General features: G+C 30.9%; 13 protein-coding genes. 1 reads left to right on the top strand and 12 read right to left on the bottom strand.

Annotated elements, in window-relative coordinates; genetic code table 11:
- Positions 1 to 52: 52 nt before the first annotated feature.
- The 4 genes from CA_RS08675 to CA_RS08660 all read right to left on the bottom strand — a co-directional run bounded on the left by CA_RS08675 (position 53) and on the right by CA_RS08660 (position 2734).
- Positions 53 to 640, bottom strand: coding sequence for a TetR/AcrR family transcriptional regulator (locus CA_RS08675; protein ID WP_010964975.1), 588 nt, complete (start codon positions 638 to 640; stop codon positions 53 to 55).
- 27 nt (positions 641 to 667) lie between these two features.
- Positions 668 to 1189, bottom strand: a complete 522-nt coding sequence (locus tag CA_RS08670; RefSeq protein ID WP_010964974.1) for an HD domain-containing protein — start codon at positions 1187 to 1189, stop codon at positions 668 to 670.
- Entirely contained in the window at positions 1131 to 1847 is a 717-nt protein-coding gene (locus CA_RS08665) for a putative ABC transporter permease (protein ID WP_010964973.1), read from the bottom strand. Before CA_RS08665 ends, CA_RS08670 begins: the two co-directional genes overlap by 59 nt.
- Positions 1848 to 1951: 104 nt before the next feature.
- On the bottom strand, positions 1952 to 2734 hold the full coding sequence (locus CA_RS08660) for a nitrilase-related carbon-nitrogen hydrolase (protein WP_010964972.1): 783 nt from the start codon (positions 2732 to 2734) through the stop codon (positions 1952 to 1954).
- Positions 2735 to 2945: 211 nt separating this feature from the next.
- Here CA_RS08660 and CA_RS08655 point away from each other — a divergent pair, with 211 nt between their 5' ends.
- Positions 2946 to 5384 carry a glycogen/starch/alpha-glucan phosphorylase gene (locus tag CA_RS08655; RefSeq protein WP_010964971.1) on the top strand — a complete coding sequence of 813 codons (2439 nt, stop codon included), beginning with the start codon at positions 2946 to 2948 and terminating at the stop codon, positions 5382 to 5384.
- 84 nt (positions 5385 to 5468) lie between these two features.
- Here the strand turns inward: CA_RS08655 and CA_RS08650 are convergent, their stop codons facing one another.
- From CA_RS08650 to CA_RS08615, 8 genes are all read right to left on the bottom strand, one after another.
- Positions 5469 to 5645, bottom strand: a complete 177-nt coding sequence (locus CA_RS08650; RefSeq protein WP_010964970.1) for an H-type small acid-soluble spore protein — start codon at positions 5643 to 5645, stop codon at positions 5469 to 5471.
- A 67-nt stretch (positions 5646 to 5712) separates the two neighbouring features.
- Positions 5713 to 6210, bottom strand: coding sequence for a hypothetical protein (locus CA_RS08645; protein WP_010964969.1), 498 nt, complete (start codon positions 6208 to 6210; stop codon positions 5713 to 5715).
- A gap of 124 nt (positions 6211 to 6334) precedes the next feature.
- On the bottom strand, positions 6335 to 6676 hold the full coding sequence (locus CA_RS08640) for a ribosomal protein bL12 (RefSeq protein WP_010964968.1): 342 nt from the start codon (positions 6674 to 6676) through the stop codon (positions 6335 to 6337).
- A gap of 115 nt (positions 6677 to 6791) precedes the next feature.
- The gene (buk, locus tag CA_RS08635) at positions 6792 to 7862 is read right to left on the bottom strand and encodes a butyrate kinase (protein ID WP_010964967.1); all 1071 of its coding nucleotides are present in this window, start codon (positions 7860 to 7862) and stop codon (positions 6792 to 6794) included.
- A 314-nt stretch (positions 7863 to 8176) separates the two neighbouring features.
- On the bottom strand, positions 8177 to 8743 hold the full coding sequence (locus tag CA_RS08630) for a phospholipase D-like domain-containing protein (protein WP_010964965.1): 567 nt from the start codon (positions 8741 to 8743) through the stop codon (positions 8177 to 8179).
- An 89-nt stretch (positions 8744 to 8832) separates the two neighbouring features.
- On the bottom strand, positions 8833 to 9483 hold the full coding sequence (locus tag CA_RS08625; RefSeq protein ID WP_010964964.1) for a pentapeptide repeat-containing protein: 651 nt from the start codon (positions 9481 to 9483) through the stop codon (positions 8833 to 8835).
- A gap of 78 nt (positions 9484 to 9561) precedes the next feature.
- Positions 9562 to 10254: a hypothetical protein gene (locus tag CA_RS08620; protein ID WP_010964963.1), complete on the bottom strand. Its 693-nt coding sequence runs from the start codon at positions 10252 to 10254 to the stop codon at positions 9562 to 9564.
- 313 nt (positions 10255 to 10567) lie between these two features.
- Entirely contained in the window at positions 10568 to 14335 is a 3768-nt protein-coding gene (locus tag CA_RS08615) for a phosphoribosylformylglycinamidine synthase (RefSeq protein WP_010964962.1), read from the bottom strand.
- Positions 14336 to 14350: the final 15 nt, after the last annotated feature.

Below are 14350 nucleotides of genomic sequence, written 5' to 3'. Positions count from 1 at the left end.
AATAAAGAGGTTTAGAAAAATATACTTTTATACTTTTCTAAACCTTTTATATTTACCTAAACATCATTCTAAGCTCTTCAAATATATTATCAGGTACGTTCTCATCTTTATCACTCATAACAAACTGTGCAGATACTCCATAGAGAGTTCCAAGAAGCATTTTTGAGAGAACTTTTGGAGAATAGTTTTTAAATCTTTCCTTAGCTATAAGATCATTCATAACATTATTTTGTACAATTTCCGATGCCTTATCATAAAAGCTGTTTAAAAGATTTTTTATAGGCTTTGAGAAAATAGACATGCTTGTCAAATCAAAAAGAATCTTAAACCTATTAGGGTTATTTTTTAAAGTTTCTTGAAAATATTTTATAAGTGAGGATATTTTCTCTTCTTCACATTTACCTCTCTTTAAAATATTATCAATTTCATAAAGATATTTTTCTGTGATTCTTTTAGTTATTTCTTTAAATATACCCTCTTTATTTCTATAATAGTAACTTAGCTGACTTAAAACAACCCCTGCTTCATCTGCAATATCTCTCATAGACACATTAGCATATCCCTTCATAGATATACAGTTAAGAGCTGCATCTAATATTCTTTTAGCTTGATTTTTACCTTTACTCTTGCACTCATTCATAATTCTCATCTTCTTTAAAGCTAAACTTTAAGAAAACTTTCTCACCTCTCTACATATTTTCTCTCTACTTCCAAGCTTTAAAATCTCCAAAATTGCACAGTATTTGTCTGCAAATATAACAACAAGACTCTCTTTATATTTAGGTAATTTTAAAGTTAATGGCCACATATGCTTAACTATAATGTCCTGCTCCTTAGAATTAAGCTCAAAAAAATTATTTGCATTCCTAAGTGCTGTGTAAGGGTGCGTAAAACCGTGAAGCCCATCCTTAGACTTTGTCTTATGCCAATCATATAAAAAGAAGTCGTGCAGTAGTGCCCCTCTTGCAGCAGAACAATAATCTAGCCCAAACCTTTTACATATGGAATAACTTATATATGAAACATAAATGCAGTGATCAAGACAAGTGACATTGCTATGTTGAATAAATTTATCCATTGAAAGCACAATATCCTCTTTAAGAAGATCAAAAATACATTCTTTAAATTCTTCAAAAGAGCTCTTGTATTTTGCTTTTGATTTCAAGTTTAATTTTATAGAACCTATCATTTACAATTCTCCTTATATCACGATTTAAAATAATTAAGCGCGGAAATGCAATAATTAGCCTTTTATATTTTAGTATTCTTTCACGATATTTGTTAATTGAAAAATTAGAATACTCCATAATTGCCTGTCTTAAATTAAGGGCATCTATTACGGATTTTATAGTATCAATCATGAAATATACTAGTAGAAAAATTGAAACCTTCTCTTTTGTAGTTGCTGATATATTAAAAACCATTTTAGAAATCAAAGGATGTATAGTTTGCACTAACAAAAAGGCCAGCATCCCCCATAAAAGAGAATACTTAAGACAAATATATCCATGAATGTTTGCTGCATCATTGCTGTAATCCCACCACTTGCAGTTAAAAATAGCCTCTAAAATAAACCCTGTTACATACTCCAAAAATGTAACTAAAAAAATAGAAAATATAACACTTGAAATTAAAGAAATTATAGGATTTTTAAAAGATAGACCTACCATTCTAGAACATTGAACAGTTAAAATAGCCCCGAAACCGTATATAGGGCAAAAAAATCCTGTTAAAAATCCTCTGTTTACTATTTTTTTATCATTAACACTTGCAAAGATAGTTTCAAGTACCCATCCTATAAAAGAATAAATTCCAAAAAATATTATATATTCAGAATAAGTCCACATACTGATACCTCCCAAAATTATACATCGAAAACAATTCGGACGTATGACCTAATATAATGTTATCATATAATTCTAAGATATACCATTTTAAAATAGCAAGAGAGCTACTTTTTCATAAAAAGTTTACAATAAAACTCCTCTCTTCTATCTTCTTTAAACCTGAATTCTTCTCTGCATTTTTTAACTTCATTTATGTTAATGTCACATATCAAAAGCTCCTCTTTTTCACTTTTAAAAGCAGTTATTTCTCCATATGGATTTACAACCATTGAATCACCTGAATAGTATAAACCGTCACCTTCTCCTACTCTGTTAACAGCTGCAATGTAGCTCTGAGTCTCAATTGCTCTAGCCTTAATAAGTGCAATCCACTGCTCTCTTCTTACCTTTGGCCAATTTGCAATTATCAATATGCATTCTGATTCTTTACTAGCTTTTTGAAAAATTTCTGGAAACCTTAAATCATAGCATATAAAAGTGGAAATATTAAAATCCCCAATTTTACAATACACAATTTCATTTCCTTTATAAAAGTATTTATCCTCATTTCCATATGAAAATGGATGAAGCTTTGTATATCTTAAGATTTCCTCACCTAAAGGAGAGCATATAGAAAAGTTATTTTTTCCTTTTTTAGTACCCTCAACAAATCCAAAACCAGAGTAAATGTTAAATTCCTTAGACTTTTCTTTAAACCACTCTAAGGTTTCAAATTTATTTTCACCAATTTTGTCTACCTTCATGGAAAACCCTGTAAGTGTCATTTCCGGAAATATGATTAAATCTGCTTTCTTATCTGCTGCCTTTTTCATGAAATTTAAGCATTTTTCTTTTGTTCTTTCTTTATCTTCAAAGAAAACATCAATTTGCCCTAAAGCTATTTTCATATAAATTCACCTGCCTAATACTATTCTATATTAATAACTTTTTTATTAAAAGACTAATAGCATATTCATTATACTAAAAATAATATAATTGTAATGTTGCCATTTCAAATATTTTACTATTGACTAATTTTTTTCCAAGCTGTAATATAAAATCATAATTTTTGTACAAAGTGGTAACTATAAACAAATACTAAAATTAGGAGGACCTCAAATGTTCGTGGATAAAAAAACCTTTAAAAATGATTTTAAAAAGAAACTTATGACACTCTATGCAGAGGATATAGATACATCATCAAAGCTTCACCAATACCTTGCACTTGGAAGTCTTATAAAAGAGTATGCCTCTCAAGGATGGATGAACACAAATAATCAGTACTCAAGACAAGCAAGAAAACAAATTTACTATTTTTCAATGGAATTTTTAATAGGCCGTCTACTTGGGAGCAATATTTTAAACCTAGGCATATACGATATATGCAAGGAAGGGCTTTACGAGCTGAATATAAGCCTTGATGAACTTGAAGAGCTTGAAAACGATGCTGGTCTTGGAAACGGTGGGCTTGGAAGATTAGCTGCCTGCTTTTTAGACTCTATGGCATCTCTTGGAATTCCAGGACATGGCTGCGGTATAAGATATGGCTACGGTCTTTTTGAGCAAAAAATAGTAAATGGATATCAAGTTGAAATACCTGATAATTGGCTAAGAGACGGAAATGTATGGGAGGTTAGGCGAGAGGATAAAGCTGTCATAGTAAAATTTGGTGGAGAAGTTACCATGAATGAAAAGGACGGAAGACTTTATTTTGAGCACAAAAATTATGAACCAGTTTTGGCTGTTCCTTATGACACTCCTATAATAGGATATAAAAATAATACTGTTAACACCATGAGACTTTGGAGTGCTGAGACTATTGATAAGGATTTTGACTTAGACTCTTTTAGCAAAGGACAATATTCAAAAGCTGTAGAACATAAGTATTCTATAGAATCCATATCTCAAGTTCTTTATCCTGATGATACACGAATAGATGGTAAAATCTTAAGATTAAAGCAGCAGTATTTCTTTGTATGTGCTGGACTTAAGAGCATAGTTAGAAGCTATAAGAAAACAGGACGCCCAATGAGAGAAATATATAAATATGTGCAAGTACACATAAATGATACACACCCTTCTGTTGCAATTGCTGAATTTATGAGAATCCTTATGGATGAAGAATTATTATCTTGGGATGACGCTTGGAGTATAACCACAAGGGTTATGGCATATACAAACCATACAATATTAGCTGAAGCCCTTGAAAAATGGCCTATAGAACTATTTAAAAAACTTCTTCCTAGAATTTTTATGATTGTTTCAGAAATTAACGAAAGATTTTGCAAAGAGGTTTATGAAAAATATAATGATTTAGAAAAAGTTCATAAAATGGCAATTGTATCAGACGGATTTATAAACATGGCTTACCTTGCCATAGTTGGAAGTCACTCCGTTAATGGTGTTGCAAAACTGCATACTGAAATATTAAAGACTAGAGAACTTCATAACTTTTTTGAATTTTATCCTAAAAAATTTAACAACAAAACAAATGGAATAACCCACAGAAGATGGCTTATAAAATCAAATCCTAATTTAGCCTCTTTAATTACTAATACCATTGGTGATAAGTGGATATACTCACCAGAAAGACTCATAGATTTACTTAAATTTGCAAAGGATGAAAGCTTTAAAGAGAAGCTTCATGATATTAAGCAAAAAAACAAGCTTAAATTTACAGAAATGATACAAAGAAAATACAATATTTCAGTAGATCCAAATTCAATATTTGATGTTCAGGTTAAAAGACTCCATGCTTATAAAAGGCAGCTTTTAAATGTGTTTAATATATTAAATTTATATTACAAACTGAAAGAAAATCCTAATCTTAATATAGTTCCAAGAACTTTTTTCTTCGGAGCAAAGGCAGCTCCAGGATATTACCTAGCTAAGCGTACCATAAAACTAATAAATACAGTAGCTGATATTATAAACAATGACAGCTCAGTAAATGAAAAGCTTAAGGTTTTATTTTTAGAAAATTACTCCGTTTCCCTTGCAGAAAAGATAATACCATGTGCTGACGTAAGCGAACAGATTTCAACTACCACAAAAGAAGCCTCTGGAACTGGAAACATGAAGTTTATGATGAATGGAGCAATAACAATAGCTACCTTAGATGGTGCAAATGTTGAGATTCATGAAAAGGTTGGAGATGACAATATAGTAATATTCGGCATGAAAAAAGATGAAGTAATTGAATATGAAAAAAATAAAAACTATAGAGCTGTTGATTTTTATAACAGCGATGCTAGACTAAAAAGAATAGTCGATGGTCTAATAAATGGTTCTCTAGGTGTTCCAAAATCAGAATTTGAGGATATATATAAGTACCTACTAGCTAACAATGATGAATTCTTTGTATTAAAGGATTTTAGTGATTACGTAGAGGCTCAAGATAAAATAAATTCTCTTTATAGTGATAAAAGTAAATGGCTTGAAATGTCTGCAATTAATATTGCACATTCGGGGGACTTTTCAAGTGATAATACAATAAAAAATTACGCAAAAGAAATTTGGCACATCGGTCCAGTAAATATAAGACTAAAAAAAAATTAAAACTTTTTAGTTTCTTTACATTATAAAATATAATATTTAAGGGAAGCCATCTTGACTTCCCTTAATTAATTATGTTTTATAACACTACTCCTTTAAGTCTTTAATGTCCACATTGAAATGCTTATTTGTAGATAAAGACTTAACTTGTATTTTTCCATCCCTATCTGTGCTTATAGCCTCAAGCCAAACTGGATCATTTTTATAACTTACCTCTATAACTCCTTTAGATGCCAGTATTTCTTTCACTCTTTCTCTATCCAATTTTATCTCCTCCCTATAATAGGGTTTTAAATTACAATTTTTTTATACTTAAAATTACAATTAAATTTTAAGTATCTTTACCAAATAACTCATGGAATCTTTCAGTCCTTATTTTAAATAAATTATCTTTATTCCTATCCATATATATGCTAAACTCATGTTCATTTTTTTTACGACTAATCGTGATAGAGGATTTATTAACAATATCAGTCTTATCCATATCCGCTTTAGTTAAAAGTGCAATTTCACTTCCTAAAAAGCTTGGTAATCCGCATAAAAATGCCAATAAAGGACTGCTCATATTGTGCATACAGCTTCTTATCTCTTTTCTGTCATTTTTAGTTATATTAAATTCCCAAGTGCTGTAATTATCATGTTTTGTAGTAATTTTATTGGTACGGTATTTAATAAATAACTGAAATGGTTTACCACCAATTTCTAAATCATATATTCTTCTGTCCTTATTACCACTTATTAAAGCAAAATTAACCCTTTCATTTGGATTATTCAATATTTTTGATAGTACCGAGCCATAATAAAAATCTTCTTGCTTTAATCTTGACATTATATCCCCTACCTTAATTATAATACTCTATATTTCTATTCCTATAAAATATTATATATACCCTAAGTTATTCATAAAAATAAAATAAGGCAAAGGAATCCCTATCCTTAACCTTATTAACTACCTATGAATATATATCCAAAGAATCAATATAATCCTTTGCTTCTTTAAGTCCAACCTTTGTAAGTATTCTATACCTTTTTATTGCTTCAATTTTTTTTCCCTTCCTAACAAGCTCCCTTATTTCAGTATCTACATCAATTAAATCGTTGTTATTAGATGTGGTATCTTTATTTAAGCATATTTTTTCTTCACCATAAATTTGTTCACCAACTCCTATATGCTTTTCAAGTAGTCCCACTTTCTTTTTCAAATCTTGAATTTGTCTTTTTTGCTTTCCTATAGTACTTAGGATAGCTAATACAAAAATAATAGCAGCAACTACTGCAACAATTATATAGTCCATTTATTCTCTCCTTAACCAATTTATTTAATTATAATTATATACCATATTATAACTTAATGTACACAGTAAAAAATAAACTGCACCTTTAAATTCAAGTGCAGTTCATCTTTTTATATTATTTATATTTTTTAGCTTCTTCTTGTCCACTTAAAACCCTTAAGGTTCCTTCTGCTAGTGCTAACATTTCATCTTCTCCTGGGTATATAGTTATAGGCGCTATAAATGACACTTTTTTAGCTATGAAATCAGTCATAAGCTTATTGTAGGCTATACCTCCAGTTAATATTATACAGTCAACCTTCCCATCCAAAACTGCCGCTGCACTTCCTATATCCTTTGCAACTTGATATCCCATTGCATTATAAGTCATTTTGGCATCGTAATCACCTTCTAAGGCAGCGTTTTGTACATCCAAGGCATTGTTTGTCCCATGGTAAGCTACAAAACCTCCCTTACCTGTTATTTTCTTTAAAATTTCATCTTCAGTATACTTCCCACTAAAGCACAATCTAACTAAATCACCTGATGGCAAATTTCCACTTCTTTCTGGCGAAAAGGCTCCTTCTCCATCAAGTGCATTATTAACATCAATTATTTTACCATTTTTGTGAGCTCCTACAGAAACTCCTCCACCCATGTGGGCAACTATAATATTTAAATCTTCGTAATCCCTTTCACTTTCCTTTGCATATCTTTTAGCCACAGCTTTTTGGTTTAAAGCGTGAAATATGCTTTTTCTAGGAAGTTCAGGTATTCCAGAAAATCTAGCTATATCCTCCATTTCATCTACAACTACAGGATCCACTATATATGCTGACACTCCAAATGCTTCAGCAATACTATTTGCAATTATTCCACCTAAATTGGATGCATGTTCTCCTTGAACTCCAGCTTTTAGATCCTTAAGCATTTTTTCATTTACCTTATATGTACCTCCAACTATAGGTTTTAAAAGTCCGCCTCTTCCTACTACAGCATCTATGTTTTGAATATTAAAATTCTTATCTTTAAGTACCTTAAGTATAGTATCTTTTCTAAATTCAAATTGCTCATAAATGTTTTTATATGCTTCAAGTTCTTTAGAGGAATGCCTTAAAGTTTCGGATAAAATTTCCTTTTCATTCTCAAATACTGCAATCTTTGTTGAAGTTGAACCTGGATTAATGGTTAATAGTTTAAATTTCATAATAAAGTCCTCCATTTTTAAGTATTTATTGCTTAAATTTAGGCTAAGTTTTAAAGAATGATATTTTAAAGCTTGAGTCTGAGGGCTTAAAAGTCTTATAGAAACGTTTAATTATTGCCAAAATAAACGTTTACAGGTAAAAAATATAACTCCACTTATTATAGCCTTTAAATAATACTGAATTGTTTTATAAAACACAAAACTATATATAATTATAATATCAATTATATATACTATTCCACAGGTATATAATTCCATAAGGATAAAATACATAAAGCTCCCATAACTATTCACCTTATGGAAGCTTTTTTCGTCTAATAATTTCGGAATCTACCCGTATCTAGCCACATATTATTAAATTTATTTTCCCATTTTTCAGCTATTATATTATTTTTCACAATAACAAGAACTTCATCATTTTCTTCTGTAGCCGGATCTGTATAATTGTAGCTTCCTGCTGCAACAGATGAGTTATCTAAAATAGTAACCTTCATATGCATCATACCTGAATGTGTATTTATTTTAATGGGAATCTTCTCCCTTTTCAATGATTTAAGCTCTTTTCCCTCGTAATTTGTTGCCGCTTCATCTCTGTCTGTAATAATTCTTACAACTACTCCTCTTTTTTTAGCGCTTATAACCGCATTGACAATGTCTTGTCTTTGAAGAATATAAATTGCCATATCAACTCTTTCTCTAGCAGAATCAATAGCTTCTATTAACTTCTCATCACTATTCCTATCTCTCTGTGAAAAATAATACTCAATATTTTTTGAATCTACTAGGATTTTATTATCAGAATCGCCTCTTGTAAATACAATTATACATATAATAACAATTAACATAATTCCTAATAAATACTTAGAATTGCCTAACTTCATTAAAAGCTCCAAAGTAAAATTGATTTCTATATAATATATTACATTAACCTTTTCAGCTTTTATTTAATTTTGTGTTAAATATCAAAAAACTACTTAAGTATAACCCCTAGAAGATTAGCAAAGCACATTAACTGCTCAGGACCAACTATACATCCTTTTAAATCTTCAATATTGAGACCAATTCCATCTATACTACAGCTTGTTAAATCAATACCCTTAAGGCTTGTTTCGTGCATTTGAGCCTCAATCAATTCTGAATTTAAAAACTCAACATTTGTAAACTGGGATTTGTAGAAATCCGTACTTGTAAAAGTACATTCTTTAAAAAGTACATTCTTACACCTAAGGAGAGTACATATAGAGTATCTAGCCATACAATTATCAAAAGTCACATTATTTAAGGTTCCCTCTGATAAATTTATCCCCATTAGTTTGCAATTCTTAAATTGAGTTCTGTATATAACTGATTCTGTAAAATCAGCATTGGACAAATCGCATTTTTCAAATATAACATCTGTTAAATCAATGCCCTTAAAGCTAGTATTATTAAATGATACATTCTTAAATATACTTTGACTTATTGAAACCTTCTTTGCCTGTTTATTTTCTAAGGATACATTTTCAAAGCTTTTTAATTCTATGTAAGAATCATCCTCTACAATAATTTCCCCTTCTAGAACTTCTTCTAACTCTTCATATATATCTGGATTAACAATTTTTAATTTCTTTTTTCTTTGCATATAACTTTCCTCCACCATTTAACTATATAAATTCATTATAGCATAATAAAATCAGCACAGAGAGTTGTGCTGATTTTATTAATTATTCATAGCAAGGGATGCTGACTCATAGAGCCAACTAAAATATGGGTGTTTTAAAAATGTTACATGTGGAGCATCTGGAGCATATATTAAATATTCAAGCTTAGTTTTAAAAGTAAAATCAATAATATCTCTCCACGTTAAGAACTCCACTGTAGCTTTCTCTTTAAATATTCTTCTGCACCTAAGTGCTTCTTCTTTTTCGGCAAAAATCGGTATAGACTTAATACCCTTCGCCACTTCATAGGTAACATAACTTCGATTTTTAAAAAGGCACCATGCTCCACCTTTTATATAAAATTCTTGAAGCAAATATTCTCTAAAAAGTAGTCTTATAAGCTTTCTATTAAGAACAAGTTGAGATTTGTCTTTAAAATTCAAGCTTAAACCTTCTATATTTCTTAAAGCCAAAATTCCTTTTAGTATTTCTACAGCTGAAACTTCGTGTATATTATCCTTGTAACTGTGATTCTTGCAAAACTCTTCCGCCAATTTAATATCCGTAAATATAACAGCATATTTTTTTCCATCATCAAGCTGTATAAATCTTTGTACCTCACTAAAATCGCTGCTGGAGGTTGGCACATAATAGAACTTTGCCATTTTAGCCAAATTAGGAAATACATAATCTGCTTTTTTATCGCTCATACTACAGCGTTCTAAAAACGCTTTTATTTCCTTCTGAACCAAACTATCACCTTCACAATCTATTTTTATCTATCTTAAATAAAAAATTTTATTAGATAATAATCAAAGCTTATAATTTTAGGTAATTATATCCACCCCTACTTAAAGTATCGTATAGGTTAGTTATTTTTTTATAGTTTTTTTAAAAGTTTTTTTATTTTAATAATATTAGCCATTAAATTTCAATGCTATAATTTATTATACCACTTTTTACTCTGAATAATATAGTAATTATTTACTTCATATACCTTACTTTACATATAACAGAAAAAGAAGTGCATACTTTTATTTATATGCACTTCCTTGTGATCTTAAATTATTTAAAATACTGTACTCCACTTTCAAATATCTTTTGGTCTTGATTTCCAATTATATTCTTATAAGTCCCCTTAGAAAATCTCTCAGAATGCCCCATCTTACCAAGTATTCTTCCATCAGGACTTGTTATTCCTTCTATACAAAGTACTGATCCATTAGGATTTACTTCTGTTTCATAACTTGAATTACCGTTTAAATCTACATACCTCGTTGCTATCTGTCCATTCTTTATAAGCTCTTCTACAACCTCTTTACTTGCAGCAAATCTTCCCTCTCCATGAGAAATAGGTATACTATGAATATCTCCAATTTCTACATTAGAAAACCAAGGTGATTTATTTGAAACAATTTTAGTATATGCAATTTTAGATACATGTCTTCCTATATTGTTGTATGTTAGTGTAGGACAGTTTTCATCTATTTCTCTTATTTCTCCATAAGGCACAAGTCCTAATTTTATAAGTGCCTGGAAGCCGTTGCATATTCCAAGCATAAGGCCATCACGTGCATTTAATAGCTTCATTACTGCTTCTTTAATCTTCTCATTTCTAAATACAGTTGCTATAAACTTTCCAGAACCATCCGGTTCATCACCTGCACTGAAGCCTCCAGGAAGCATTATTATCTGAGCTTTATTTATTTCCTCTACCATTTCATTTATAGATTCTTCAATATCTGTTGCCTTCATATTTCTAAATACAAGGGTATTAACTTCAGCTCCTGCTCTTTCAAAGGCCCTTTTTGAATCATACTCACAGTTTGTTCCCGGGAATACTGGTATGAATACTCTTGGCTTTGCAATTTTATTTACAGCACTAACTCTTTTTATATTTTCATATTTAACTTCATCATATAAAGCTAGATTAATCTTCTTTGAAGCTTCCACTTTAGTAGGGAAAACTTTTTCTAAAGGCTCAGTATATGCCTCTAAAGCTTCATCAATGCTTATTGAAACATTATTTAAGATTATTTTACTATCAGCTATAGTTTTACCAATAACTTCGTATTTTACATCTTTAAATAATTCCTTAATATCTAAGCTCTCCTCAAGTTCTAAAACTATAGAACCATAATCAGGAGTAAATAGTTCTTCCTCTTTGAGCATTTCAAAACCAATTTTATTTCCAAAACACATTTTACTTAAAGCAGCTATGAGTCCGCCGTGTCTAACGCTTTGAGCACTTATTACCTTTTTATCCTTAATTAAAGCCTGTACAGTATCAAAGTTTTTCTTCAATTCATCAAATAAAGGAACTTCATTTTCATCCCTTTCACACTTAACTAAAACCACACTGCTGCCTACCTTTTTAAATTCAGGTGATATCACATTATTTATATCAACTACATTCACAGCAAAGGATACAAGTGTTGGTGGAACATTTAAGTCCATAAAAGTACCAGACATACTGTCCTTTCCACCTATAGCTGGAGTATTAAATATCTCTTGCGCCTTAAGTGCTCCAAGAAGTGCTGCAAAAGGTTTACCCCATCTTTCAGGCTCTTTATTTAATCTTTCAAAATACTCTTGAAAAGTAAGTCTAGTCTTTTTATAATCTCCGCCCATGCACACTATCTTTGTAAGGGATTCTATAACGGCATACATTGCACCATGGAAAGGACTCCATTTTCCTATCTTAGGATTATAACCGTAAGTCATTACCGTTCCTGTTGAAGTCTCTCCATTAAGAACTGGAAGCTTTGCTGCCATACCCTCAGCTGGAGTTATTTGATTCTTTCCTCCAAAAGGCATTAAAACAGTACCTGCACCTATAGTGCTGTCAAATCTTTCTGAAAGTCCCTTCTGACTGCATACATTTAAATCCCTTAAGGTTTCTAAAACTTCCTCTTTAACGTCCTTATTTTTATTTTCAGTCTTGAAGTAGTTATCTTCCTTTTTTGGTGCCTTTACAAAAACATCAACATTTTGTCTAACACCATTTGTATCTAAAAATGCCCTTGAAATATTTACTATAGCATTTCCTTTCCAGAATAATTTAAGTCTTTTTGTATCTGTTACCTTTGCCACTATTACAGCTTCTAAATTTTCCTTATCTGCATATTCTATAAACTTTTCAGCATCTTTTTTCTCAACAACAACTGCCATTCTCTCTTGAGATTCGGAAATTGCAAGCTCAGTTCCATCTAGTCCCTCATACTTTTTAGGGACTAAATCTAAGTTAATGTCAAGTCCATCTGTAAGTTCACCTATAGCAACAGAAACTCCACCAGCTCCAAAATCATTACATCTTTTTATTAATGTACTTACCTTATTATTTCTAAAAAGTCTTTGAAGTTTTCTTTCTGTAGGTGCGTTACCCTTTTGAACTTCTGCACCACAGTTTTGAAGTGAATTTACATCATGTTCTTTTGAGGAACCTGTTGCTCCACCACAGCCGTCTCTTCCTGTTCTTCCACCTAAAAGAATAACAACATCAGATGGTTTTGGCTCTTCTCTAACTACGTTTTCCTTAGGTGCTGCTCCAACCACAGCTCCAACTTCCATTCTCTTTGCTATAAAGCCCTCATCATAGCACTCGGAAACTTGTCCTGTTGCAAGTCCTATTTGGTTTCCATAGGAACTATAGCCGTTTGCTGCTCCAAGTGTTATCTTCTTTTGAGGAAGTCTTCCTTTAGTTGTATCTTCTATTCTAACTCTTGGATCTCCACTACCTGTAACTCTCATTGCTTGATATACATAGGCTCTTCCTGAAAGTGGATCTCTTATAGCTCCTCCAAGACAGGTTGCAGCTCCTCCAAAAGGCTCAATTTCAGTAGGATGATTATGAGTTTCATTTTTAAACATTACAAGCCATTTTTCATCTTTTCCGTTTACATCTGCATCAACTACTATACTACAGGCATTTATTTCATCTGACTCATCTAAATCATTTAAAAAGCCCTTTTTCTTTAATTCCTTCATTCCAATAACTGCAATGTCCATAAGACATACTTCTTTTTCTTTATTTCCATAAACATATTTTCTTGCATCCACATAATTTTTGTAGGCAGACTTTAAAACTTCTGTATATTTTCCATCTTCAAACTGAATATTCTGAAGCCTTGTTTGGAAAGTTGTATGCCTACAGTGATCCGACCAATAAGTATCTATAACCTTTATTTCTGTTATTGTAGGATTTCTCTTTTCTTCATTCTTAAAGTATTCCCTACAAAATTTTAAATCTTCCATACTCATTGCAAGTCCATTACTATCTAAGAATACCTTAAGCTCATCCTCTGACATGCTTATAAAATTCTCTATGGTTTCAACTTCATACGGAAGATCATATATTACTTCTAATGTTTCCGGTTTATCAAGAGATGCCTCTCTAGAATCAACTGGATTGATAACATATTTTTTAATTTTTTCTAAATCACTAACGCTTATATTTCCCTTTAAAATGATTACTTTTGCTGATGCTATTAAAACATCTTCATTTCCTGTAAGTATTTTAATGCACTGACATGCAGAATCCGCTCTTTGATCGTACTGCCCCGGCAAATATTCTACAGCAAAAACTTTATCTTCACTTGAAACTTCAAATTTTTCATCATATACATCATCAACAGTTTTTTCAGAAAATATAATAGCTTTAGCATCCTCATACTCACTGTCATTTATGCCAGAAACATCGTATCTATTTAATATTGATAAATCCTTTAAAGTTTTTATTCCGAGGTTTTCTACTAAATCCTTCAAAAGTTCTTTTGCTGCAACATCAAAACCTGCTTTTTTCTTTACGAATATACGCCTTACTTTTGTATTCATAATCATTCTCCTTAA

This window comes from Clostridium acetobutylicum ATCC 824, assembly GCF_000008765.1.
Lineage (GTDB): Bacteria > Bacillota > Clostridia > Clostridiales > Clostridiaceae > Clostridium_S > Clostridium_S acetobutylicum.
The sequence above is the reverse complement of the archived record's forward strand: the minus strand, read 5'-3'. Positions and strand labels throughout refer to the sequence as shown.